Origin of the sequence: Paraburkholderia sp. RL17-380-BIE-A (genome assembly GCF_046028085.1) — a bacterium.
Taxonomy (GTDB): Bacteria; Pseudomonadota; Gammaproteobacteria; order Burkholderiales; family Burkholderiaceae; genus Paraburkholderia.
On sequence record NZ_JARESQ010000007.1, the window covers coordinates 141,681 to 165,679 of the forward strand.

Below are 23,999 nucleotides of genomic sequence, written 5' to 3' on the forward strand. Positions count from 1 at the left end.
GGGATATTTATGCGAAATCCGGGTCAATAAAACCAGCTATAGCGAGCGCCGATCTGGGTCACCGGCGTACCGAGACGCGAGACGCGCTGATGCGAGAAATAGAGCGCCGCATGATCGCCGCCGAACACCGTGCCCGCGAGGCCCAGACTGAGCGACGGCCCCCAGCCCTGGAACGAGTCGTGCAATACGCCGACGTCGAGGAACGGCCGCCACGCACGCGTGTACTGATCGATCAGATCGTTGCCGAAGCCGAAGAAGACCCCGTATTGCGAGTACGTCTGCGGGATGAACGTCGACGCGCTAACCGGACCGGCGCTCACGGGAATCAGCCGCGAAATCAGGCCGTCGGCCTCGCCGCTTGCGCTGTAGTCGCCATGCGCACCGATCAGCCGCAGCGTGTAGTCGGGATAATTCGTGCGGATGCGATAACCGATTTCACCGGTCGAGAGCACGCCGCTGCCCAGATAGTTGCGCGCCTGGCTATAGAAGCGATCGGCTTCGACCGTGCCCGTGGCATACAGACTCTGCGTCGCACGGTACGTGATCGTGCCGACCACGTTGTCCTTCATGCCGCCCACCTGCAACGCCTGCGACTCGCGCGCCGTCTGGTTGCGGCCTGCCTTCAAGGCCACCGACAGCGGCGAATTCCTGCCCCACTCCGCAGCCACCGCCACGCTATAGAAACTGTCGAGCGCTTCGCGGCGGCCCACGGTGACCATGAAGGCCGTGTCGTAGGTTTGACGCCGCGCGAAAAACTCCACCGAACGGTCCACCGACGGCACGTTGGTGAGCTGCCCCTGATCCGTGGAGTGCTGGAAGCGCTGCACACCGTTCACACCGACCATGTACAGATCCGCGATCTTGATGCTGCCCGCCAACGTCTGTTCGATGTAATCGAGCGGATGCTCGACGTAACTGGTTACGGTCGCGTCGAGCGATTGCGGCCACGTCAGCGCGGTCTGCTCCAGACGGCTATGCAACTCCGAATCGTAGGGCGCGCCTTCCAGCCCCTGGAACGCGAGGTTTTCAGCCGCGCCCGGACGGTCCACCGCGATCGACGCATCGATACGGTTGTAGATCGGCAAACGCGCGCCTTGCTGGTCGAGCAGCCGCTCCATGGCGGGCTTGTCGTTCTCGGCGAGCGCGATCGCGATCAGTTGCTCCGAAGGCTGCACGAGGACGTTGGCGTACTGGCGAGCCAGCCAGCGCTTGGCCAACGGATTCGCTTCGTGCGACATCGCCCAGGCGAGCGCCACGTCGCGCGCCACTGACGAGCTCAGCGTCGCCTGATCCGGCGACGCCACGGCGGCGTGCGCTTTCATGGGCTGCGCGGGCGGCAAGCCGGCCGCGTCGCCGAGCAGCGTACGGCGTGCTTCGGCGTTGTCGTTGCGGCCCGCGTCGCTCGCGAGCAGATCGATCAGGAAGGCCTTCGACACGTCCGCGTTTTCGAAGATCGATGCGAGCGTGACGCGACGGCCGAGCATCTGCTCACGCACTTCGCTGCCCTGCGAGGCGCGCGTGCGCAGCACGATCTGACCTTGCGCGCTGTTGGCGCGCACCTCGCCCTCTTCCTGCTGCATCTGACGCCAGACGTTGCGGCGGATCGACCACGCGAGATCGCTGCGCCCCGCCATTTCCTGCGCTTCCGCATAAGTCAGTTGCCAGAGCGGATCGCGCGACATGGCCGCCGATTGCAGACGCAAATACTTGAGCGCCGCTTCCGGCCGGTTCAGACGCATCTGCGCGGCGGCCAGCGGCCCCCACAAAGACGGTGCCTGCGCGGGCACATCGCGCCATTCGGCGACCGCCTCACGCAGTTGTGCTTCGCTGCCGTAGTCCACCAGCGTCCAGAGCAGCGCGGCGCGCAAGTCGAGCGTCGCGCCCGGCAACGCCACCGCGTGTTGCAGGTCGTGCAGCGCGTCGAGCGGACGGTCGATCTGCCGATAGTATTCGGCGCGCACGCGCAGAAAAGCCGGGTCGGCTTCAGCGGCCGCCACTTGCTCGGGCGTCAGGCTTTTCAGCAACGCATCGACGCGATCGTATTGCTCCGCGTCGGTGTAATAGTGGATCGCGCTTTGCAGCGCGCGCTGCGACTGGTCCCGGCGGAACTGCAACTCGGACGTGCGGGCCGCGTCGACGGGATAGGCGTCGTAGAAATACGTCATCGCGCTCAGGTCTTCGGGCGCGGCCTTGCCGCTCGCCAGCAGATGCTTGTAGGCGTCGTTCGCGATGTCGTCACGCTGCAACAGACGCGCGAGTTGCGCGGCATTGCGCCAGAACAGCGTGTCGTCGTCCTTGGCGCCCTTACGCGCGGCGAGCAGCGTGCCGAGCGCGCCCTTGTAGTCGCCGTGGCGATACAGCAGGCTCGCCGTGCGCATCGCGTATTGGGTGTTCGACGGGTACAGCTGGTTCAGCTTGCGGTAATAGGCCAGCGCTTCGTCGTCGTGGCCCGAGCGTTCGGCGAGCTGGCCCAGGCGCGAGTCGATCGCTTCCGCAGGCGAATTGCGTTGGCGGCTGCGCAGGAATGCGAGCGCGTCGTCCGGGCGGCCCAGACGTTCGTAGGCTGCCACCACCGAGTCGATCAGCTTGAGATCGCCGGGCGCCGCATTCGACGCCTGGATCAACGCGGCCAGATAGGCGTTGTCGTCGTTGAGCATCGGCGCGAGACGCATCACGTTTTTCCAGCCTTCCGGGTCGTGCGTGGCCTGGGCGTAAGTGAGCCACATCTGCAAGGCGAGCGGCGACGCGTGGTTCCATTCAGCAACCTGAGCGAGGCGCTTGGTCCAGACCGGCGAGCCCGGATTCTTGCTGACCTGCTCGGTCGCTACGCGCTGTGCGTTCGGCAGATCGTTCGATTCAAGGAACGATTGATAGAGCAGGCTCGGAACATCGTTCGACGCGGCTGCGGCGTTCGATCCGGCTGCGGGGCTCGACGCGCCCGTCGGTGCGGATGCCGCGGCCGTATTGGCTGCGGGGCTCGACGCCGCTGCGGCGGCTGCGGCGGCTGCGGCGGCTGCGGTAGATGCAGCAGATGCGGAATGCCCCGCTGCCACGGTGGATGCCGCGACGCGTACGAGATGCACGTCACCCGCGCCATGCGTGCGGGTGCGCAACGCACGCGCCGCGCCGGCTTGCGGGCCGTCCATATAAGCGTACTGCGCCGGCAAACCGCCTTCGTGCGCGCGTTCGCGGATGAAGTCGACAAGACGCAGCGCGCCGTCTTCGTCCGGCTGTGCCTGCGCATAGCCGGCCAGCGCCTTCGCGTAACGGTCGACCAGATCCGGACGATGCGCGGCGCGCGCCAGGTTCAGCAAGACGACGAGCGTCTCGTGATCGTGAGCAAACGCGGCGCCGTGTTCGTTGGCGGCGGCCAGCGCTTCGTCGAGCAGATTGCCCGATTGCAAGGCCCGAATGCCGGCGATGAAGCACTGACGCTGCGCATCGAAGGTCGCCGCGGCCGCTTGCAGGCGGAACCAGGCGTTCGCCGCGCCGCGATAGTCGCCGCCGTACATGGCGAAGCGCACCACTTCGCGGTTCCAGCGCGTTTGCTGCGCCGGATCCTGCGCGGCGAGGCGCGCATAGAGTTGGCCGGCGAGTTGTTGCGCGTTCACCGAGGCGGCTGCCTCAGCCAGCATCTGCAGATCGGCATTCGACCACGACAGGGCCGCCGCATTCGTGAGCTGGGTACGCAAGCGCGCGAGCGCGGCCTCGCGACCCGGATCATTGGCGGGCAGCGCGAACGTCTCGCGCGTGTCGACGCTCAGGCGCAACAACTGCGCCGCGCGATGCATCTGTTCGCTGGGAATCGCCTCCATGCGGGTGGCGATACGGCGCGCGTCCTCGTTGCGCCCCAGACGCACATATTGCGTGCCGAGCACCGAGAGGATTTCCGTGTTGTCGGGCTGCACGCGCAGCCATGCTTCGAGATAGGCAATGCTGAGATCGCTCGGCGCGTCGGTCGACGTCATCCGGCTGCGCAGTCCGCCGCGCGGATGCACGAGGTACAGCGTGATCAACACCACACCGGCGAGCAGCAGAACGAGCCACGTGGGCGCGATACGAGGACGATTATCGGCCACAGGCGACCTCGACTGACTTGTAGTTCAGCTTGTGGCCGATATCGGCCTGCGTATCGAAACGCAGGAAATCACCGTCGCGACGCGTGGCGACAGCCTGGTTGTTGACACTGACCTTGCACTGCTGCGCGTTGGCCAGCTTGACGAACGGCTGGTAATGGCCGGCGAATTCGAAACGCATGCCCTGCGGCGTGCGCCGGAAGTTGCGCACGAAACCGTTGGCTTCGCCGATATACGGCGACGCGCTCTGGGTCGCGGCGCCGCCGATCGCAAAGCGGGCGCTGCCGCCGTCGATATGGATATAGGTGCCGTCGGGGCCGTTCGCGAAACCGGTCACGCCCGAAGCGTTATCCAGCGACGGTTTGGCCGCCTGCGGCCAGTGCAGCTCGCGCACTTCGCCATTGCCGCGCACGATCCAGTCGCCCGCCTGCGGGCCCACCTCTTTCGCCACCGCGAACGTGTGCCAGTCGAGCACCTTGCGGATGTACTCGCTCACGTAGACCGGCATGACCGGCTGCTTGAGCACCGTCGAAAAGATCTGGTCGAGCGCGCGCAACGAGGCCACCTTGGTGCCGCTGTACATGTGGTAATAGATGTCGATCGGCTTGAAGCGCAGCGGCCGGTCGGTCATCGAGAAAGTTTCGAGCACGCGCGTGAAGCCATAGAACGGGCCTTGCCAGTCGTTCGTGTAGACGTTCTCGTCCTGGTTCGGCGCATACACCTGATAGGCGCCAGGGCCCTTGTCCACACCGATCGGCGCGATATTGGTCCAGCTATTGGCCGACTTCGTGATGACCGTGTCGCCGCCGTTGAAGTTGTAGACGCCCGCCTCGTACACCTTGCGCACCACGAAGCCCGGCGGCCGGCAATCGCCCGACCACTGCAGAATCACGGTCTTCTTGCCGGCCGGCGCGAGACGCGTGTTGATATAGTCGATCGAACCGGTGATCTCACGGTCGATATTGAAGTGATAACCCGGAATGTTCAGCGAGAACGCCGCGTCGCCGCCTCCGCGGTCCACTTGCGCGCCGGTCTTGCTGTCCACCTGCTCCCATTGGAACGGATGCGAATACGTGTGCGTGCCGATTTCGACGTGCGGCAGCGCGAACATTTTGCGGGCGATCTCTTCCAGACGCGGCGAGATCTCCGGATGCAGGCCCTTCGGACCGACCTCGCCTTCGATCACCGAGAGTGTCATCGGCACCTGGTAGCGGGTGAATATCTGCTGATACAGCGCTTCGCCCGAATAGTCGGGGCCGGGGAACTCGGCGCGCGAGGCGAAACCGTCGCCGTCCACGTGCGACATGAACAGACGCCGGCCGTTTTCGGTCGTGACGCTCGGCGACGGCATGTCCTGCAAATGCAGCGCCGCTTTCATGAACGCCATCGGTTGAATGGCCCAACGCTCCTGCTCGATGCTGTCGAGCGAGGTCACCGTGTAGGGACTCAGCGCATAGCCGCCCCACGGCGTGAGCGCGACCTGATCGAGCAGCACGCCGTTGGCCGACACGCGCAGCAACGGCTGGCTGCGCGAACCCACGCGCACGCCTTGCAGATCGCGCGGCTCCGGCTTCGGGCTGATTTCGAAGCCGACCATCGGGTCGCTCTTGACCACCGTGACCGGCGCGGCCAGCGTGCCGCCCACCGCTTGCAGATCGAGCGCCGCGCCGGCCGAACCGGCGGCGTCGAAGCCGAACTGGCCGAGGAAAGCGACCGGAATGTGATCCGCCATGCGGGCGGCGACCCAGCGTTGCCACGCCTCGGGATCGGGCACCGCGCCGCGCTGGATCCACGCGACCACGCCCGCATAACGGTCTGGCGTGATGGCGTCCGGCAGATGCGACGAGAAGTCGGCGTACTCGACGTCGTAGCCCATATAGTTGAGCGGCGTGGCCAGATCGCGCACGCCGGCGCTCAGGTCGAGCGGGTCTTTGGTGTCGCGGTCCTGCACGACGAGAATCTTGCGCGGCAGCACTTCGATCTTGCCGATGCCGACCACGTCGCGGGCCTTGCTCGTGACATACGGCAGCATGCCGGCCGACACGACGCGCGCGGCCGTATCACGGGCGCATTGCCGGTCGTTGCGGGCGCAATACTCCAGCGACACGACAGGCACGCTGGTTTGCTGCGTGAACGCGCGGGCCGCCGCAATGCGTTGCGCGCGCAACGATTCCGCGACTTCGAGAAGCTGGCCGCTGTCGTCCACGCCGCGAATCAGCGAATCGCCGACCACCGCGTAGAGCGACTTCGCATACGGCAGCGCGTTGCGCATGACGTCGGCGCCGCCCGCCACGAGCCGCGCGTCCGGATGCGCATCATGAATACGCCCGGCCGCGGCGATGGCCGCGGGCGTGTCGAGCAGGAAGCCGCGATAGCCGCGCTGCCACAGCGGCTCAATCTGACTGGAGAGGAAAGCCTCGGCCGAACCGGCGGACTCCGCACCGTTAGTGCGCGCGATCCACGTGGTATGGGCCAGCGGATGGGCCGCCGGATCAAAGCCGGTAGCCGGATCGACCACGACGGCGTCGAATGCCTGCAATTCGCCGACTGGCGGATTGGCCGCGTAAAAGAAGGCCAGGTTGGGCTGGGAGGAAGCAGAACTGGCGGCCGCGGCAGCGGACTGCAACGGCGCAACCTCAGCATGCGTCACGAGCGGTGCGATACCGGCCGTGCCGAGCATGACCGCAATCAAGGTGCGTGTAAGAAATCGTTCGCCCGCACTTTCGACAACCCCGCAAGAGTCCCAGCCGGCGCGCGCCCGGGTCCGCTTCTTCATCGCCAAAATCTTTTCCCCGTTCAGTCTGAACGCGAGCGGCGTTAACTCCGTATGGAGAAAATTTCCGCTAGCTGATTTTAAAGCCGGCCCAATCTGCATTATTTACACGACGCAAATTCGACGTTGCGACGGATGCGAAACCGACTCTTTGTTTGTTTCCTGCTAAGGCCGAGCAAGATAGCACATCAGATAGGACCGTCTCAAGCTCGCATACGCCAATGTCTGACGCTGGACAGTTAAACAATGAAAAACGCATCCACTTGAATTGAAAGGCAAACGATTGCGCGCCGAAGTGCGAACGCTATTGCCCGACCCGCTCCTCCAAAATCGATTCGTCAAGCGATTCGTGAATGTGTTGGTAAATCGCTGCAGCAAGTCCGATCGATACTCCGCCGAACTTCAATCTTCTGATCAATAATCGTAAAAAATTTGAACTGGCGTGCTTTTTCGTAAAGCGTTCGATTCATTTAAATGATTTGGACAACGCACGTGTGGTACAAAAATACCGAAAAGCAAATTCCCAAAAACGATATCGGAACATCGGTCACACGCCTCTCGCTTCAAACGCGGCAAAAAAAATCGAACGGCGCCCTAAAGAAATCCGAAGGGATGCCGTTAGCGCAGTTGGGCAAACCCGGAGCGATCCGGCGACGCAAAACTATAGGGACTCCCCTGCGGGAGTTTGCCAGTTGCCCGCCGTATCCACGGCGGGCCAATCGACAGCGGTTTCAAAAGACCGCGTCAGGAGGCTACATGCAAAAAAATCGGGGAATGGGTGCGGTTGCGGTTGAATTTGCATTTGCATTTGCTGCTTCGGAATCGGCGGAGAAAACCCGCCTCCTGGGCCGAACCGGCAAATGTTTGAAACGGGCCGGACTGATCGCGGGCCTATTAGTGGGATGCCTGAACGGCACTGCCTTCGCGGCCACCACCACAACCACCAGCGTCGTCGTCCCCTCCTACTTCAACGCCACCAGTAGCGTCGCGAACTGGAACAGTCTCACGACCACGGCGCGCAAAGTGCCGACCACCGCCATTCTGAATCCGAACAGCGGCCCCGGCGTCAAGGAAGATCCGAACTATGCCGCCGCCGTCGCCAAACTGCGCGCCGCGGGCGGCAAGGTACTGGGCTATGTGTCCACGTCTTACGGCAAGCGCTCGCTGTCGGCGGTCGTGACCGACATCAACACCTATGTGGCGCTGTATAAGGTGGACGGCTTCTTCATCGACGAGATGACGTCCGACAGCCAGATGTCGCACATCCAGTTCTACCAGTCGATCTACAACTACATCAAAGGGCTGAACGCCACCTATTCGGTAACGGCCAATCCGGGCACCAACATTCCTGAGTTGTACGCGAGCCTGCCGACGGCCGACCAGTTCGTCGTGTTCGAGAGCACCGCCAAGAGCTACGCGAAATACCAGCCGATGAGCTGGCAGGCCGCCTATCCGAAGAGCCGCTTCGTGCACATGGTGTACGGCGCGACCGCCGCGCAACTGCCGGGCGTCGTGCAATACGCGAAGGCGCACGGCGCGGGCGGCGTGTATGTGACGTCGCTGTCCGGTGGCAATCCGTATAAGGCACTGCCGCCCTACTGGAACGATGAGGTGACGGACGCCGCCAAGCCTTGATGCGTCAACTCATGGCGGCATGACTCATGCCGCCATGATGCTAGCCGCGGCGGGCGCGATGCGTTTCGTTTCAATGTCCGTCGGTTGAGAACTGTATGTGTTGAGCGCTTTGCCCTGCCGACGGTTTTCGTCTGCAGGGCTTTTGCGTTGCGCGCGGGGGCGCGTTTTATGGAAGTTTGCCGATAATCGCGCTGCACTCGTCCTTCGTAAAAGCGCGCAGCGTTCGTGTGCGGACGTTGCCGGCCGAGCCCAGCGCGTATCCGAATGACACAAAGCTTTGCTCGTCCGGTGCTTCGATCAGCGTGACAATGTCATATTCGCCCAACGTCCAGTAGATCTCTTTCATTTCACAGCCAAAGGTCTTGGCTAATTCCGCCGCTTGACCCGCACGCTGCGGGCTGTTTTTGATGTTACGGATTCCCTGATCAGTGAATTGTGCAAGTACCACATACGTCGCCATGACGATTCCCCTTACGATTGACACGAGACGGGATTCAGACGCGCAAGTCGGATCGCGAACGCTATTGCGCCGTTGATGCGCGAAAACGTTCTGCGCGCAATCCAAGTGTAGGTAATGGCAACGCGCGCCACCGGATGTTTGCTGTGATGCGCGCGACAATCATCTCTCGTGCCGATTCCTCACACGCGAATGCAACGCCCGGTGAATACACCGGCGCGAGGTCGCGCCGGTTGATCACGGAGGTCGATTCAATGCGTGCGGGGCCGGATAACGATGTTATCTGGAGGCGCCCGATCCGTCGGCGCCTGCGCGGGTAACTCCAGCGCATCGAGGCTCGTGTCGACCCTGTCGAGCATGGCGCGGGCGCGGTGCATATCGAGCGCACCTTCCCATCGCGCCACCACGATGGTCGCCACTCCGTTGCCGATCAGGTTCGTGACCGCTCGCGCCTCGTTGAGAAAGCGGTCGACACCTAACAGCAGCACCAGTCCGGACACGGGGATCTTGTGCATCGAGGCCAGCGTGGCGGCCAGTGCGACGAACCCGGCTCCCGCTACGCCCGCCGACCCTTTGGATGTCAGCAGCAGCACGCCGAGAAGCAGAAGCTGGTCCCAGATCGTCAGGTGGATGTTCAGCGCTTGCGCAACGAACATCGAAGCCATGGTCAGGTAAATCGCCGTACCGTCGGCATTGAACGTATAGCCTGTGGGCAGCACCATCCCGACCACAGGGCGCGAACAACCCAGCTTCTCCATTTTGATCATCATCTGCGGCAGCACTGCTTCGGTCGAAGCCGTACCGAGCGTAATGAAGATTTCGTCCTTGATGTAGCGGAGGTACTTCCACAGCGACAATCCGCTCATTCGCATGACCAGTCCAAGCACGACGACCACGAAGAAAATCGAGGTCAGGTAAAGGCACAGCATCAACTGACCGAACGATGCCAGCGTGCCGATTCCGTACTTCGCGATGGTAAATGCCATGCCGCCAAACGCGCCGACAGGCGCGACATACATCACGATTCGCACGACGCCGAACATGCCCTGAAGGAACATGTCGAGCATGTCGACGAACGGCGCGGTACGTGGACCCAGTTTGGCGAGAGCGATCGCGAACAGCAGCGAAAAGAAAATGATCGGCAGGATATCGCCATTCGCAAACGCGCCGACAACGCTGTTCGGCACGATGCTCATGAAGAACTCGAGCATGCCGTGCTGTTGCGCCGCATGGGTGTAGGTGGAAATCGACGAACTGTCGATATGGGCGGGATCGATGTTCATACCGCTGCCCGGCTTGATGACGTTCACGACAACGAGGCCAACGGCAAGAGCAATCGTCGAGGCAACCTCGAAGTACACGAGCGCCTTGACGCCCACGCGGCCGGCCTCATGAAGGTCGTTCATACGGGCAATGCCGACGACAACGGATGCGAAGATGATCGGCGCAAGCAGCATCCGGATCAGTTTGATGAACAGATCGCCCAGTGGCTTGAGTTGAGAACCGATGTCAGGGTAGAAATGGCCGACGAGCACACCGGCAACAATGCCAATCAGGACCTGTACGTAGAGCCTGGAAAGCGATTTTCCAATCTTTGAAACCCGCATGACTGTCTCCTATGCGTGGCATCTTCTAATGAAATTCAGGGTGAGCACTCGCTGCGGCATCCACCACCGCGGTGCGCACGGACCGAATTCTCCGGCGTTCTCTTTGTCTGTTTTTGTGAACGCCACGCCGACACACGTGCCGGCGTGTAGGGTTGCTAATGACTTATGCGGACAGCTTTTGCATCTCGGCAAAGAGATCGGCCTTTCCTTCGAAGCCGATGCCCGGCAGATCGGGCATGGTGATATAGCCGTTGTCCACTTTCACGCCGTCCGGGAAACCGCCGTAGGGCTGGAAAAGGTCCGGATACGATTCGTTGCCGCCCAGCCCGAGGCCGGCGGCGATGTTCAACGACATCTGGTGTCCGCCGTGCGGAATGCAGCGGCTCGGCGACCAGCCGTGCTGATGCAGCATATCGAGCGTGCGCAGATATTCGACGAGGCCATAGCTCAACGCGCAATCGAACTGCAGCCAGTCACGATCAGGACGCATGCCGCCGTAGCGAATGAGGTTGCGAGCATCCTGCATCGAGAACAGGTCTTCGCCGGTCGCCATGGGCTTGTCGTAGTAATTGCGAAGCGTGGCCTGCAATTCGTAGTCGAGCGGATCGCCCGGTTCTTCGTACCAGAACAGGTCGTATTGCGAGAGCGCTTTGGCGTACTGGATCGCCGTGTCGAGATCGAAGCGGCCATTGGCGTCGACAGCAAGTTTCTGTCCGTCACCCAGCACGCTCAGAATCGAGTCGATGCGGCGCAGATCTTCATCGAGCGAAGCACCGCCGATTTTCTTCTTCACGACCGTATAGCCCCGGTCAATGTAGCTGCGCATTTCGTCTTTCAGCTTTCCATGGTCCTGGCCGGGATAGTAATAACCGCCCGCCGCATAAACGAAAATCTTGCGGTCCGGTTGCCCATTACCGTAGCGGTCAGCCAGCAACTGAAACAGCGGCTTGCCTTCGATCTTCGCCACCGCGTCCCAGATTGCCATGTCGATGGTGCCGATCGCCACCGAGCGTTCGCCATGGCCGCCCGGCTTTTCATTCTGGAACATGGTGGCCCAGATCCTGTGCGGATCGAGGTTGTCGCCGGCGTCGTTGACGAGCGTGGTGGGATCGGCTTCGAGAATGCGCGGAATGAAGCGCTCGCGCATCAGCTTGCCCTGGCCATAGCGGCCATTGGAATTGAAGCCGTAACCGACTACCGGCTTTCCGTCGCGCATGACATCCGTCACCACGGCGACGAGGCTCAGCGTCATCTTGCTGAAGTCGATGTAGGCATTGCGGATCGGGGAACTGATCGGAACGGTTTTTTCGCGGATTTCAACGATTCTCATCGCGGGGTCTCCTGAGTTTTGGGCACGTATTGCATGCGTCAGGCTGCAATGGAAACTAGCTTATCCGCGAAACGCCGCGCTAGAATTCGCCTAAATTCATTTCATTTTTTACTTTAGGCGAATAACCAGAGTGGCCACTGACCCGGCATCCGATTTCGAGTTTTTCATCCTCCTTGCCAGACTGAAAAGCCTGTCGGGCGCGGCGCGCGCTCTCGACCTCACCCCGCCGGCGGCAACCAAACGTCTGGGGCTGATCGAACAGAAACTGGGCGCGCGGCTGGTCAACAGAACCACGCGCAGCGTCAGCCTGACGCCGGAAGGCGAGACCTATCTGCACTATGCCGCGCAAATTGTCGGGCAGATCCGGCAGATGGAAGACGAGATATCCGGGACTCGGTCGGACCCTCATGGCCTGTTACGGATCAATGCCACGCTGGGTTTCGGGCGTACGACCATCGCGCCGCTCGTGTCTGACTTCGCGAAGCGCTTTCCGAATGTCGAAATTCAGTTTGAAGTCACCGACCGGCCCATCGACCTCGTGGAAGAAGCATTCGACATGGCGATCCGCTTCGGCGAGCTTCCCGACAGCCGGCTTAGCGCGCGGCGCATCATGAGCAATCGCCGTTTTCTTTGCGCCTCGCCCAAATACCTCGAACGCTTTGGGACACCGGAACGCGTGGAGGACCTCGTTCGGCACCGTTGCATCATTCATCGGCAGAACGACGATGCCTATGGCGTCTGGCGATATATGCAGGGCGACCACACCGAAGCGCTGAAAGTCAAAGGAGCGCTGTCGAGCAATGACGGCGATATCGTGCTGCGGTGGGCGCTCGACGGGCACGGCATATTGATCCGCTCCGAATGGGATCTGGCGAAGTACGTTCAGAGCGGCAGATTAAAACTCGTCTTGCCGGAAACGGTACTGCCGTCGGCCGATCTGTTTGTCTACTATCCCAGCCAGCGGAACCAGACCGCGCGCGCACGCGCATTCATCGACTTTCTGATCGATCACTTTCAGGCGCCGTTTATCCCCGTCGAAACTGGCGCTTTGATCTACGCTCAAAAGAAGAAAACAGGCCGTAAGCCATGAGCCGTGCGCCGCAGCGGTGTGACTTTGTCTTTCAGAAAGGCTGAGGCACACGGAAGGCATGATGGGCTCGAACGCGCAACGCACCCACCCGCGATCCAGGGCAACGCACGAGATGCCCGGTCTGGGCACACCTATTGCTCTATTCCGCTCGCCGGCAAATAACCCGTCAAGGCACGCAGTGCCCACAACGAGTCGCCGTTTCTCATGATCAATCCAGCAATCCACCGGTGGGAGGCCCCATGCTTCGATACGCTGCAATCTTCTTCATTATCGCAATCATCGCCGCAGTATTCGGCTTTGGCGGCATTGCCGCAGGCGCGACGGAAATCGCCAAGATCCTGTTCTTCATCTTCGTGGTGATCTTCCTCGTCACCTTGCTGATGGGCGTGATGCGACGCTGATGAGCGCCTAGTCCGTTTAGGCGGAAACACCCCTATCCCGGCGCGAGAATCAGCACTACGTTGCAATACTTGCCACACGGTATTGCAATTATTGCTGCCCGTGCCGGGGTTCTTCCCTGGATTTCTTCCCTCCTTGCTCCGCCCGCCGCCCCCCTGCTCTGCAATAGCGCCAGAACTGCTTTGATTCTGAACTTTAATTGGTTCGCTTGCGTGAGCGCTTTCGCTACATTGAACGTCCAGATCAAGATCGATCACAAGGACAATCAATGGCACTGGTTCGGGGTTTTGCATTCTTCGCTGCGGCACACCAATCGCCCGCTCGCCGCGCGCGCGTTCTGCGCAAGTTCATGACGACAGCAGCGGCCGCGCTCGCGCTGTGCTTCGTTGGCAGCACGCAGGCTGCGCCGCTTGCCGAACTGAAGCTCGACTACGCGTATTACTCGCCGGAAAGCCTCGTCATCAAGCGCAACGGCTGGCTGGAACAGGAGTTCGCCGCCGACCATACCCCGGTCAAATGGGTGCTCAGCCTCGGCAGCAACCGCGCGCTCGAGTATCTGAACAGCGGCGCGATCGATATCGGCTCGACGGCGGGTCTGGCCGCCGTTCTCGGCAAGGCGAACGGCAATCCGATCCGCGCCGTCTATATTTTTTCGCGCCCCGAGTGGACCGCGCTCGTCGTACGCAAGGACTCGCCCATCAAGAGTCTCGCCGACCTGAAAGGCAAGAAGATCGCCGCAACCAAGGGCACCGACCCGTTCCTCTTCACGTTGCGCGCGCTGCATACGGCGGGACTGTCGCGCGACGACGTCGAACTCGTGAATCTCCAGCATCCGGATGGACGCACCGCCCTTACCAATGGACAGGTCGACGCATGGGCCGGTCTCGATCCGCACATGGCCGCCGCGCAGGTGGACGACGGCGCGCGCCTCTTGTACCGGAACGTCGACTTCAATACGTGGGGCTTCCTGAACGCGCGCGAGGACTTCATCCGCGAGCATGGGGACGCGCTCGCCCGCGTGCTGAAGGTGTATGAGAAGGCGCGCGTGTGGATCGCCGCGCATCCCGACGACACGGCGAAGATCGTCTCCGAAGAATCGAAGGTGTCGCTCGCGGTCGCGAAGCTGCAACTCAGCCGTAACGACTTCAGCCACCCGCAGCCCGGCGCGCAGCAGATCGCCGCGCTCAAAGCCGCGGCGCCGATTCTCGTCGATGAGCAACTGGTGAAGAGCGGCACGGATCTCAACCAGGTCATCGACGCGTTGATCGATCCGAAAATCGCCCAACCCGTCATCGCGTCCGCTAACACCAACGCGAAATAATGCGCTCAATACGAATCTCCCAAGCAGTCAGTGCATGCACCGGCGGTGGCAACCATGGCCGCCACTGAAGAGACGCTCGCGCTTGCGAGCCGCGCGTCGCAACGGCTGTCCGCGAACGAGCCAGTGCTGGATCAGCGCACCCGCGACCCGTTGCGCCCGTGGCGCTATGCCGGGCTTGCGCTGCCGGTTCTGTTTCTCGCAGCGATCGAAGCGCTGGTCCGGTCGTCCGTGTTGCCGGCGCATCTCGTGCCCGCGCCGAGTTCTATCGTAGAAACGCTGTGGGAACTCGGCGGCACACGCCTCGCGCGGCATGTCGGCGCGAGCGTCGCGCGCGTGTGTGCAGGCTTTGCGCTCGGCTCCGCGTTCGCATTGCTGATCGGCGCGGCCATGGGGCTGAGTCGCCGCGTCGATGCACTGCTCGACCCCGCGTTTCAGGCGCTGCGCGCGATTCCTTCGCTCGCCTGGGTGCCGATCCTTTTGCTCTGGATGGGTATCGACGAAGCCCCCAAAATCACGCTGATCGCGATCGGCGCATTCTTTCCGGTGCAGCTTGGCGTCGTGGCCGGCATACAGGGCGTCGACCGCAAGCTGATCGAGTTCGGTGAAGTCAACCGGCTGACGCGACGCGCGCTGTTCACACGCATCCTCCTGCCCGCGTCGATGCCGCAGATTTTCACGGGCTTGCGTACCGGCCTGAGCCTTGCGTGGATGTTCATGGTCGCCGCGGAGCTGATCGCCGCGACACGCGGACTCGGCTATCTGCTGAGCGACGGGCGCGAGACCGGCCGGCCGGATCTCGTTTTCGGCGCGATCCTGCTGCTCGCGCTGCTCGGCAAACTGAGCGACGGGGCCTTCAAGGCGATCGAGACGCGCATGCTGTCCTGGCGCGACGCACGCAATGGGCCGGGAGACGCACAATGAGCCACGCTCCCGCCCCCATGCTCGAAGTGCGCGGGCTAACCCGGCGCTTCGGGCAACGCACGGTGTTCGAACAGGTATCGTTTGAAGTGGCTCGCGGTGAGATCGTCAGTCTGGTCGGCCCCAGCGGATGTGGAAAAAGCACGCTGCTGCGCGCGATTGCAGGCCTCGATCGGGACACCGCCGGTTCGGTGCTGCTCGAGAAGCAACCGCAGCGCGGACCTTCCGGGAAGATCGGCGTGATCTTTCAGGAGCCCCGGCTGCTGCCGTGGCTAAGCGTTGCCGACAATATCGCGTTCGCCGCCGGACCGCGACAGGGACACGATCCACGCGTCGATGCGCTGCTCGCCGAGGTCGGCTTGCCAGGCATTCGCGATGCGCTGCCCAAGCGGCTGTCGGGCGGCATGGCGCAACGCGTGGCGCTGGCGCGCGGCCTGTTCGCGGAGCCCGACCTGCTGCTGCTCGACGAGCCGTTCAGCGCCGTCGACGCGATCACGCGCTCACGCTTGCAACACGTCCTGCTTTCGTTGACGCACGCACACAGGACAGCCGCGCTGCTGGTCACGCACGATCTCGACGAAGCGCTTTATCTTTCTGACCGCGTGCTGTTGCTGTCGCCGCCTGGAGATGGGCGCCCGAGCCGCATCGCGCGTGAGATCCACATCGCTGCGCCGCGCCCTCGAAACTTGCGCGATCCTGCGCTGGACGCGCTGCGCGATGATTTGCTCGAAGGAATCGCGCACAGTGGGCTGACAGTCGACGATTAAAGCCCGATCAAATTGACGATTCATCGCGCCGATACATTTAGATCGTTGTGAGCTGCGCCTCGCCAGCCATTGACTCACGCTCGGCGCGTCCCAGTGTTCACGCCGCTCGCGCAATCTGCGCTCGCGCGCTCAATCGATGCGACCAGTTGGCGAGCGTGCGCGTCGCCACCGGCGGCTTGCTCAGGATCGCGCTGTCGTAACGCTTGCCGTCGAAGCGCACGAAATCGACGATACGAAACCCCTGGCCACGGTAAAACGCGATCAGATGCGCGGCCGGTTGCGGCGTATCGAGCGCAAGCTCGGCATAACCTCGCGTCGCGGCCCAATGGTCGGCGAATGCGATCAGCAAGGTGCCGATCCCGCGCGCCTGCCACACCGGCTCGACCGCGAACTGCCGCAAGCTGGCGATATCGTCGCGACGGTAAAGCTCGCAGGCCGACTCACGGTCCGGGGCATAGAGCGTCATCGTACCCACGATGCGTCCGGCGCATACCGCCACATAGCAATCGCCGCGCGTTGCGCGCAGGCGTGTCGTCTCGACGGTCTGATCGACGCAAGTGCAATTGAGGCCCATCGCGCCGAGCGGCGTGAAGGCGCGATGCAACATTGCCGTCAGCGCAACGAACGAATCGCGCGCCGGATCGAAGCGGCGCAATTCGACACGGCCCACGCCGTGACACACGTAATCGATACGAACGGATTGTTGCGTCGTTGCACGTCGCTTCACGTTGAGCACCTCGCGGTATCAGGATGCCCGAAGTGTAGATTTCGAGTGGGTGCGTCTCAAGAAAAAATGTCGTAAAAACTCACATGGGAGCACCGGATGCGGCACTAGCCCACAGCCGACGCAAGCTGCGGCTCGCCTTCGCGCAAGCCGAGATGCAATTCCTCGCAGAGGAACGTTTGCAAAGTCTGCACGGCCGCCGCCTGCGCGCCGGAAACCTCCCGCATGAAGAGCCCGAAGTCCGCCGTGGGCGCATCGGGCAAACCCTCAGCCTGGCCCAGCACGCGCATCGATTCCGAACGGATGTTGCCGTCGAGCAGCACCGATACGCCAAGCCCGGCTTCGACGGCGGATTGCACGGCCGGCAAGCTGGTGCTCGTGCACACGATGCGCCACGCGATCCCCGCGCGCCGTAGCGCCGTCAGCACCTGCTGCTGCCACAGACACGCGTCGCCGAATGCCACCACCGGCAACGGCGCCCGCGCGTCGCGGCCAAAGCCGCGCGCGCCGACCCAGAAGAGGGGCTGCGTCCACGTAAGAAGCGGCGCGGCGTCGACCAGCGCGGGATCGCCGACCACCACGTCGAGGCTGCCGTCCGCGAGCCGGTTCGACAATGCCGCACTGCTGTCGACCACGATTTCCAGCGCCACTTGCGGGTATGCGATCGAAAAACGCCGCAATGCCCGCGGCAAACGGCCGACCGCGATGTCCTCCAGCATACCGAGCCGCACGGTGCCGGACACTTGCCCGGCGCCCAACGCGCGGCGCGCGTCGGCACCCGCGCCGAGGATCGTGTGAGCATAGGGCAGCAACAGATGCCCGGCTTCGGTGAGTTGCACGCCGCGCGGCGAGCGGTCGAGCAAACGCTGCCCCAGTTCTTCTTCGAGCCGGCGCAACTGCATGCTCACCGCTGCCTGGGTACGCGCGAGCCGCGCCGCCGCCACACCCACCGCGCCCGTCTCAGCCACGGTGACAAAGGCGCGCAGCAGGCTGCTGTCGAGATCTCGGGTCATAAAAGTTCTTGAAGTCGGCATAAGAAATATCAACTTATCTTAATACCGCACGCACCGATAAGATAGGGTCAACAGATTCCATCGAGCGGCACACCGACGACCATGCAGGACACGACTATTCAATCCCCGCTGAATTCCTCGCAGAACGACGTGAAGCCGGCCCGCGCCGCCGCCGGGGCGGCGTTGCTGTGCGTGCTGTCGATGTCGAGCGTGCAATTCGGCGCCGCCCTCTCCGCACCGACGATGGCCGCATACGGTTCGCTCAGCACCACGTGGCTGCGCCTGTGCTGGGCGGCGCTGGTGCTCGCGCTGCTGGTGCGCCCGCGCTTCAGAAGCTACTCGCGTTCGCACTGGATGGCCGCCGGCGCGCTCGGCGCGGCGATGGCCGGCATGACGTTGTGCTTCTTCACGGCGCTCCAGCGCATTCCGCTAGGGCTTGCCGTCGCGATCGACTTTCTCGGGCCGCTCGCAGTGGCGACCTTCGCGGTGCGCCGCGCGCGGGCATTGCTGTGGCCCGCGCTGGCGATTGCCGGTGTGATACTGCTTTCGCGCGATCGCGCCGGCTGGATCGGCGAACCGCTCGGCGTGCTGCTCGCGTGCGCCGCGGCGCTCGGCTGGGGCAGCTATATCGTGTTGATGAAAAAGACCGGCACCCTGTTCGCGGGACTCGAAGGACTGTCGGTGTCGCTGATCGCCGCCGCGCTCGTGGCCACGCCGTTCGGACTGGCGCAAAGCGGGCTGCACGTCGCGGGCGCCCAGGTCGCGGCGACGGCGGGCCTCGCGCTACTGGTCCCGCTGCTGCCGTATGCGCTCGAAATGGTGGCATTGCGGCACATGCCGGCCGGTTCATTCGGGATCCTGATGAGTGTCGAACCGGCAATCGGCGCGTTAGCGGGCTTCGTCGTGCTGAATCAGGCGATGGGGGTATTGCAGATCGCGGGTTCGCTGCTGGTGGTCACTGCAAGTGTCGGCGCCGTGGTCGCAAGCCGCTGATCGGAAGCGCAGGACAGCGGCACGCGCGGCTGCACTCCGCGCTGCGCTCAGGCGATGTTTTCCGCTTCGTAGAGACGCCGGCCCGCGGCATCCTTCGCGCCGAGGATCGGCTCGAAATCGATTGGCCACTCAATGCCAATGTCGGGATCGCGCCACAGGATGCAGCGCTCCAGTTCGGGAAACCAGTATTCCGTGGTCTTCCACAAACACTCGGCGACGTCGGACAGCACCACGAAACCGTGCGCAAAGCCCGGCGGCACCCAGATCTGCCGGTGGTTGGCCGCGCTCAGATGCGCCCCGCACCACTTGCCGAAATTCGGCGAATTGAGCCGTACGTCCACGGCGACGCCGAACACTTCGCCCACGACGACCCGCATGAGCCGCCCTTGAGGACGCTGCACCTGATAGTGCAGCCCGCGCAATACGCCATGCACCGCGCTCGAATGCCGGTCCTGCACAAACTGGAAAGCTTGCGAGACGTCACAGTTAAACTCGTCCTCGCTAAAGCTCTCGAAGCAGAAGCCGAATTCGTCGCAAAACACCTCGGGCTCGATGAGCTTGACCTCCGGCAATGCCGTCGCGATCACCTTGTTGCCCATTGCCGCTGTACTCGTAAGAAGCTAGACCGGCGAAAACGCGGCCGTCATGACGGCCGCGTCCAATTCGCATAAGGCGCGCGGCTAATGGCGCAGCCGCATTCACCAACACTACGCCTGCGTCACGACGCGGCTGCGGGCGCGATATTCCGTTGGAGATAACGCCATGCGCTTGCGGAAGATTTTCGCCAGACGATCGCCATTACCCGTACCACTGCGGCGCGCGATCTTGTCGACCGGTAATTCGGTCTCGGTCAGGAAGTTGCAGGCAATGCGCAGGCGTATCTGCAACAGATAGTCCGACGGGGTGACCTGCATTTCGTGCTTGAAACGCCGCAGAAAATTGCGCTCGCTCATCGCCGCCACCTGCGCGGCGTCCGCCACCGAAACCGGACGGTCGCAATTCGCCTCCATCCACCGCGCCGCGGCACGGATTTTTTCGGCCACGCTGAGCGTGCCACCTTCAGCCGGCAACGGCACCCAGGTGGCGGCCATGCCGGGCATCACACGGTCGGCGACGCTGCGGGCGAGTTCGGCGCCAAGGTCACGCTTGATGAACATGAGCGCGCTGCGCGCACAGTCATGCCGATCATTCGATGCGCTCAGTGCGGAGTCGTTGGTCACGCTGTTCAGATAGCGGTTCACCTGCGGTCCGTCGTGATCCGACGGGCAGGCCGCTTCCAGAACGAGCCGACCTTCACCGATCGTTTCGATCGCGCGAGTGCGCGATTGCACCGCGCGCAGCCAGCCAAGCACGCGCTCGTCGCGCGCCGCCACATGCGCACCGTAGCCACCGGCGATAAACAGTACGTCGAAGCCGCTGCCGAAACGCGCGTCGATCCGGTCAGTCCAGATGCGCGCCGAAGAGGAGCTGGCGACGCTGCCGCCGTCCATTGAAAGGAATTGCACTTCGTAAGGCTGTTCTTCGCCAGCGCGTGAAGCGGTGAGTTCATTGGCGGTCTGGAACATCTCCACCACCGTGCCCGGCCCCAAAAGCCAGAAGCCGTCGAAAAGCAACACGCCGATTCGCCGCGTCGCATTACGCGCGCTCAGTGTCGGCGTATGCAGCCAGGTGATCCTCGCAGTATCAAGGTGCATGTGCGGCATGATATTTCCCCAGGCTGTCGTACATTGTGGACCCCGATCCCGTTAGCGGCCGATATGAACGGAATGATTATGACGAGGAAGATTTCGGACAACGCCACTTAACGGATTAAGCGTGATGTTAGCCGAACCCCTCGCTATAGTAAATTTGAAAAACAAATACTATCGAAAAACGGAATGTATGAAGAAAACAGTTATCGCCTGTTTGATATGAGGCACGCTGGTCGTATCGGATCCGCTGCCAATCGCTGCGGCACTGAACTTTGGCTCCAGCGCCGGAAGTGGCTACCAGACGACCTTTTCGGTCATCGTGGCGTATCGCTCATGCCCCTGTCAAGCAAGCTGTTTTGTGACTTACGTATGTCGCAGCCACATTCAAAAGTGTTTCAAACCTGAAATCCAAACCTCGCAGATAATGACCGTTCCATAGCACCTTCATTCGCAAATCGGGAATTTAACGGCCACCTCGATGCAACCGGTCGTTATTTATCCGTTCAACTTCGATTTAAGGTTTTTCAGCGCATTTCCCGAACGACTAAAAATGTTTCTATATTGAAACATCGGGTCGGTTAAAAGTATGACTTAATCGATATTTGCAGCGCGCGGCGGTCGGAACTCTGGCGGACGCAGGGCCGGTGCGGTGCGCACGTTCCTTAAACAAAGTTTCATCCACGGATCGCACACTTTAAGGATTTCCCCGGCATGGCCGCGACATAATTCCTGCACCGTGATAGTTGCACAAGGAGCCAGGACATGTCGCGCCCCATGAGCATTGAAAGAGTCAACGAATATGGTCAGAACGCGGTTCGCATCGCCGTCGAAGGCGGCGTCGTACTGCTCGAGGCGGCCGATCTGGACGCGGTGATCGAACACCTCGGCGTCTTGCGCGCCGCCATGCGCCCGGAAGTGCCCACGGAGCCGTTGCGCACCCACCAGTATGTGATCGAGATCGACCCGTGCTGGCACACCGAAAAGCATCCGCTGCACGACGGCGCAGTGCTGTTCCTGCGTCATTCCGGTCTCGGCTGGGCCGGTTTCGCGCTGCCAGCCGAAAACCTCGCCAAATTGCATCACGCGCTCACGCGCCACCTGGAAGACTCGCTGGCAACCCACGGCATGCTCAACTGAAGCATCCGCGCGCGGGGGTTTGTTGCGCGTCGCGCAGCACTGCGTTTCAGATCACGCGCGCACCGCGCCATGCAGCCCCCCACTTCGGACGCACCCCGGCTGCCGTCACTTTCATTCAAGCCTCTTCCATAAGCGCGGCCTCGTCCGCGCGCTTTCTCCTTGCTTAGTTTTGCTGATCTTTATTTCCGGAACCGGAAGCAGTCCGCGCACGCAGTTCATGAACATTGCACGAAATTAAAAAAGACTTAATGCACCTAGCAGCGCGGATTTATCCACCATCGCCGATGATGCGTCCATCGCCCTTCTCTACCGTTCCAACATGAACCAGCTACAAGCGATGCGTGTCTTCATTCGGGTAGTCGATCTCGCCAGCTTCAATCTCGCGGCGAGACAGTTAGGTATGTCCGCGGCGGCGGTCACGCGCAGCGTCGGCACCCTGGAAGCGCATCTGAACATGCGCTTGCTGAACCGCACCACGCGCAGTCTTTCGCTGACGGACGTGGGGCGCGAATATCTGGACGGTTGCCGCGCGATCATCGAAAAGCTCGACGAAATGGAATCCAGTCTGCTTGAAACCACGCGCGACCCCCAAGGCACATTACGGATCGCCACGCCAATGACCTTCGCCACCACGGGGCTGGGCGCGCTGCTCGCCGCTTACCGCGCGCTGCATCCACGCGTGGACTTCGACGTGACCACGTTCGATACGCACATCGATCTCGTGGAGGGCGGCTTCGATGTGTGCTTCTCCGACGACCGGCGCCTCGCCAATTCCAGCCTGGTCAGCCGCACACTCACCAACGTCGACGAAGTCACCGTCGCCTCGCCCACCTATCTCGCACGCAACGGCACGCCTCGCGATCCGGCGGCGCTGAACCGGCACGGTCTGCTGACCGTGTCCGACGGTTCGTCGCGAGCCTGGGAGTTCGCGGATGCCGACGGCATCTATCGCGTCAGCACCGGCAGTGCGCTCACCGCCACCAGCAGCGCGATGGTGCGTGTGGCTACGCTCAACCACATGGGCATTGCGTTGCTGCCCATGCCGATCATCGCGGACGATCTCGCGCGCGGCGCGTTGATTCCCGTGCTCGAACAGTTCGAGATCAACGGCGGCTCGCGCCACGTGTCGATTCTCTACTCCGGCCGTAATTACCTTTCGATGCGCGTGCGCACCTTCATCGACTTCGCGGTCGGCCAGTATCGCGCGCCGGACCGCCCGGTCGCCCTGCGCGCGGTCGCCTGAATCGGGTCCGCGCATCATGCCGAGAATATTGACGATTGAAGACGACGAATTGATCGCTCACGACATCGTTCGCACGCTCAGCGCGAGCGGCTTTTCCGTCGATGTGGCGCGCACGGGCCGGGAAGGCATGGCCAAAGCAATGGCGGGCGACTACGACGTCGTGACGCTCGATCGCATGCTGCCCGATCTCGACGGCTTGACGATCGTCGCGACCATGCGCGGCGTGGGCATGGAAACGCCCGTGCTGGTGATGAGCGCGATGTCCGATGTCGATCAGCGCATACAGGGCCTGCGAGCCGGCGGCGACGACTATCTGACCAAGCCTTTCTCGCCCGAGGAAATGTTCGCGCGCGTCGAGGTGCTGTTGCGGCGGCGCCCACGTCATGCGAAAGCTGAAACCATGCTGCGCAACGGCGCGCTGGAGCTGGACCTGGTACGCCGCAAAGTCACCCACCGCCAGCGCGAACTCGATCTGCAACCCACTGAATTCCGTGTACTCGAATTCATGATGCGCCACACCGGCCAGGTGCTCACCCGCACGATGATTTTCGAAGCCGTATGGGGTTGCCGCTTCGACCCGGGCACCAACCTGATCGACGTGCACGTGGGGCGTTTGCGCAAGAAAGTCGAAATGCCCGGCGAGCGCCCGTTGATTCGCACGATTCGCGGCTCAGGTTATCTGTTCGGCTGACCGACACCTTCCCGTTTTCACAGACAGGCATTAGCGCTGCATGCAGCGCTAATGCCGTTTGCGCAGGCCTATCGAGGCAATCGCCGGTCAAACGCCGCTTCCTAAAACTAGTTTCATTTGTTTAGCCCGCGCCT

General features: G+C 62.5%; 19 protein-coding genes and 1 riboswitch. Of the genes, 10 read left to right on the plus strand and 9 right to left on the minus strand.

Annotation, left to right across the window (positions count from 1 at the left end; all coding sequences use genetic code 11):
* Nucleotides 1-23: 23 nt before the first annotated feature.
* Together P0D68_RS14195 and P0D68_RS14200 are read right to left on the minus strand one after the other, a co-directional pair.
* Nucleotides 24-4,079: a tetratricopeptide repeat protein gene (locus P0D68_RS14195; protein ID WP_408296845.1), complete on the minus strand. Its 4,056-nt coding sequence runs from the start codon at nucleotides 4,077-4,079 to the stop codon at nucleotides 24-26.
* Nucleotides 4,069-6,852 carry a polysaccharide deacetylase family protein gene (locus P0D68_RS14200; protein WP_408296842.1) on the minus strand — a complete coding sequence of 928 codons (2,784 nt, stop codon included), beginning with the start codon at nucleotides 6,850-6,852 and terminating at the stop codon, nucleotides 4,069-4,071. The genes P0D68_RS14195 and P0D68_RS14200 overlap by 11 nt, the downstream gene beginning before the upstream one ends.
* 617 nt (nucleotides 6,853-7,469) lie before the next feature.
* Nucleotides 7,470-7,549, plus strand: a riboswitch (cyclic di-GMP riboswitch).
* Nucleotides 7,550-7,605: 56 nt separating this feature from the next.
* Here P0D68_RS14200 and P0D68_RS14205 point away from each other — a divergent pair.
* Entirely contained in the window at nucleotides 7,606-8,484 is an 879-nt protein-coding gene (locus P0D68_RS14205; RefSeq protein ID WP_408296839.1) for a spherulation-specific family 4 protein, read from the plus strand.
* A 166-nt stretch (nucleotides 8,485-8,650) separates the two neighbouring features.
* Here P0D68_RS14205 and P0D68_RS14210 read toward each other — a convergent pair whose 3' ends face one another.
* The 3 genes from P0D68_RS14210 to P0D68_RS14220 all read right to left on the minus strand — a co-directional run bounded on the left by P0D68_RS14210 (nucleotide 8,651) and on the right by P0D68_RS14220 (nucleotide 11,878).
* On the minus strand, nucleotides 8,651-8,944 hold the full coding sequence (locus P0D68_RS14210) for a GYD domain-containing protein (protein ID WP_408186580.1): 294 nt from the start codon (nucleotides 8,942-8,944) through the stop codon (nucleotides 8,651-8,653).
* A 248-nt stretch (nucleotides 8,945-9,192) separates the two neighbouring features.
* Entirely contained in the window at nucleotides 9,193-10,548 is a 1,356-nt protein-coding gene (dctA, locus tag P0D68_RS14215) for a C4-dicarboxylate transporter DctA (protein WP_408296836.1), read from the minus strand.
* Between the two features lie 163 nt (nucleotides 10,549-10,711).
* Nucleotides 10,712-11,878, minus strand: coding sequence for a mandelate racemase/muconate lactonizing enzyme family protein (locus P0D68_RS14220; RefSeq protein WP_408186582.1), 1,167 nt, complete (start codon nucleotides 11,876-11,878; stop codon nucleotides 10,712-10,714).
* A gap of 130 nt (nucleotides 11,879-12,008) precedes the next feature.
* On the opposite strand from P0D68_RS14220, the gene P0D68_RS14225 reads away from it, so the two are divergent.
* The 5 genes from P0D68_RS14225 (at nucleotide 12,009) to P0D68_RS14245 (ending at nucleotide 16,373) form a co-directional block, all read left to right on the plus strand.
* The gene (locus P0D68_RS14225; RefSeq protein ID WP_091795239.1) at nucleotides 12,009-12,968 is read left to right on the plus strand and encodes a LysR family transcriptional regulator; all 960 of its coding nucleotides are present in this window, start codon (nucleotides 12,009-12,011) and stop codon (nucleotides 12,966-12,968) included.
* A gap of 239 nt (nucleotides 12,969-13,207) precedes the next feature.
* Nucleotides 13,208-13,369: a DUF1328 domain-containing protein gene (locus P0D68_RS14230; protein WP_091795242.1), complete on the plus strand. Its 162-nt coding sequence runs from the start codon at nucleotides 13,208-13,210 to the stop codon at nucleotides 13,367-13,369.
* A 266-nt stretch (nucleotides 13,370-13,635) separates the two neighbouring features.
* Entirely contained in the window at nucleotides 13,636-14,688 is a 1,053-nt protein-coding gene (locus P0D68_RS14235; protein WP_408468562.1) for an aliphatic sulfonate ABC transporter substrate-binding protein, read from the plus strand.
* Nucleotides 14,689-14,742: 54 nt separating this feature from the next.
* Nucleotides 14,743-15,609 carry an ABC transporter permease gene (locus P0D68_RS14240; RefSeq protein ID WP_408296828.1) on the plus strand — a complete coding sequence of 289 codons (867 nt, stop codon included), beginning with the start codon at nucleotides 14,743-14,745 and terminating at the stop codon, nucleotides 15,607-15,609.
* Nucleotides 15,606-16,373 carry an ABC transporter ATP-binding protein gene (locus tag P0D68_RS14245; protein WP_408296825.1) on the plus strand — a complete coding sequence of 256 codons (768 nt, stop codon included), beginning with the start codon at nucleotides 15,606-15,608 and terminating at the stop codon, nucleotides 16,371-16,373. Before P0D68_RS14240 ends, P0D68_RS14245 begins: the two co-directional genes overlap by 4 nt.
* A 97-nt stretch (nucleotides 16,374-16,470) precedes the next feature.
* Here the strand turns inward: P0D68_RS14245 and P0D68_RS14250 are convergent, their stop codons facing one another.
* Both P0D68_RS14250 and P0D68_RS14255 read right to left on the minus strand, forming a co-directional pair.
* Nucleotides 16,471-17,100, minus strand: coding sequence for a GNAT family N-acetyltransferase (locus P0D68_RS14250; protein ID WP_408296822.1), 630 nt, complete (start codon nucleotides 17,098-17,100; stop codon nucleotides 16,471-16,473).
* A 104-nt stretch (nucleotides 17,101-17,204) separates the two neighbouring features.
* Complete coding sequence (locus tag P0D68_RS14255; protein ID WP_408186122.1) at nucleotides 17,205-18,110, minus strand: LysR substrate-binding domain-containing protein; 906 nt, start codon at nucleotides 18,108-18,110, stop codon at nucleotides 17,205-17,207.
* A gap of 102 nt (nucleotides 18,111-18,212) precedes the next feature.
* On the opposite strand from P0D68_RS14255, the gene P0D68_RS14260 reads away from it, so the two are divergent.
* Complete coding sequence (locus tag P0D68_RS14260; protein WP_408296818.1) at nucleotides 18,213-19,103, plus strand: EamA family transporter; 891 nt, start codon at nucleotides 18,213-18,215, stop codon at nucleotides 19,101-19,103.
* A gap of 47 nt (nucleotides 19,104-19,150) precedes the next feature.
* Here P0D68_RS14260 and rfbC read toward each other — a convergent pair whose 3' ends face one another.
* Both rfbC and P0D68_RS14270 read right to left on the minus strand, forming a co-directional pair.
* Nucleotides 19,151-19,702: a dTDP-4-dehydrorhamnose 3,5-epimerase gene (rfbC, locus tag P0D68_RS14265; RefSeq protein ID WP_091795259.1), complete on the minus strand. Its 552-nt coding sequence runs from the start codon at nucleotides 19,700-19,702 to the stop codon at nucleotides 19,151-19,153.
* Nucleotides 19,703-19,810: 108 nt separating this feature from the next.
* On the minus strand, nucleotides 19,811-20,806 hold the full coding sequence (locus P0D68_RS14270; protein WP_091795262.1) for a GlxA family transcriptional regulator: 996 nt from the start codon (nucleotides 20,804-20,806) through the stop codon (nucleotides 19,811-19,813).
* A gap of 750 nt (nucleotides 20,807-21,556) precedes the next feature.
* Between P0D68_RS14270 and P0D68_RS14275 the strand changes: the two genes are divergently transcribed.
* The 3 genes from P0D68_RS14275 to P0D68_RS14285 all read left to right on the plus strand — a co-directional run bounded on the left by P0D68_RS14275 (nucleotide 21,557) and on the right by P0D68_RS14285 (nucleotide 23,865).
* Nucleotides 21,557-21,931 (plus strand): hypothetical protein, encoded by a 375-nt coding sequence (locus tag P0D68_RS14275; protein ID WP_408186124.1) that lies wholly within the window; start codon nucleotides 21,557-21,559, stop codon nucleotides 21,929-21,931.
* Nucleotides 21,932-22,250: 319 nt separating this feature from the next.
* Complete coding sequence (locus P0D68_RS14280) at nucleotides 22,251-23,174, plus strand: LysR family transcriptional regulator (protein WP_408468566.1); 924 nt, start codon at nucleotides 22,251-22,253, stop codon at nucleotides 23,172-23,174.
* Between the two features lie 16 nt (nucleotides 23,175-23,190).
* Nucleotides 23,191-23,865, plus strand: a complete 675-nt coding sequence (locus tag P0D68_RS14285; RefSeq protein WP_091795272.1) for a response regulator transcription factor — start codon at nucleotides 23,191-23,193, stop codon at nucleotides 23,863-23,865.
* Nucleotides 23,866-23,999 lie beyond the last annotated feature (134 nt).

Coding starts and splice junctions, on each gene's coding strand:
- P0D68_RS14220 (WP_408186582.1), bottom strand. CDS start 11,878: ATGAGAATCGTTGAAATCCGCGAAAAAACCGTTCCGATCAGTTCCCCG.
- P0D68_RS14275 (WP_408186124.1), top strand. CDS start 21,557: ATGTCGCGCCCCATGAGCATTGAAAGAGTCAACGAATATGGTCAGAAC.
- P0D68_RS14200 (WP_408296842.1), bottom strand. CDS start 6,852: ATGAAGAAGCGGACCCGGGCGCGCGCCGGCTGGGACTCTTGCGGGGTT.
- P0D68_RS14235 (WP_408468562.1), top strand. CDS start 13,636: ATGGCACTGGTTCGGGGTTTTGCATTCTTCGCTGCGGCACACCAATCG.
- P0D68_RS14230 (WP_091795242.1), top strand. CDS start 13,208: ATGCTTCGATACGCTGCAATCTTCTTCATTATCGCAATCATCGCCGCA.
- P0D68_RS14260 (WP_408296818.1), top strand. CDS start 18,213: ATGCAGGACACGACTATTCAATCCCCGCTGAATTCCTCGCAGAACGAC.
- P0D68_RS14205 (WP_408296839.1), top strand. CDS start 7,606: ATGCAAAAAAATCGGGGAATGGGTGCGGTTGCGGTTGAATTTGCATTT.
- P0D68_RS14285 (WP_091795272.1), top strand. CDS start 23,191: ATGCCGAGAATATTGACGATTGAAGACGACGAATTGATCGCTCACGAC.
- P0D68_RS14210 (WP_408186580.1), bottom strand. CDS start 8,944: ATGGCGACGTATGTGGTACTTGCACAATTCACTGATCAGGGAATCCGT.
- P0D68_RS14240 (WP_408296828.1), top strand. CDS start 14,743: ATGGCCGCCACTGAAGAGACGCTCGCGCTTGCGAGCCGCGCGTCGCAA.
- P0D68_RS14245 (WP_408296825.1), top strand. CDS start 15,606: ATGAGCCACGCTCCCGCCCCCATGCTCGAAGTGCGCGGGCTAACCCGG.
- P0D68_RS14280 (WP_408468566.1), top strand. CDS start 22,251: ATGAACCAGCTACAAGCGATGCGTGTCTTCATTCGGGTAGTCGATCTC.
- P0D68_RS14270 (WP_091795262.1), bottom strand. CDS start 20,806: ATGCCGCACATGCACCTTGATACTGCGAGGATCACCTGGCTGCATACG.
- rfbC (WP_091795259.1), bottom strand. CDS start 19,702: ATGGGCAACAAGGTGATCGCGACGGCATTGCCGGAGGTCAAGCTCATC.
- dctA (WP_408296836.1), bottom strand. CDS start 10,548: ATGCGGGTTTCAAAGATTGGAAAATCGCTTTCCAGGCTCTACGTACAG.
- P0D68_RS14255 (WP_408186122.1), bottom strand. CDS start 18,110: ATGACCCGAGATCTCGACAGCAGCCTGCTGCGCGCCTTTGTCACCGTG.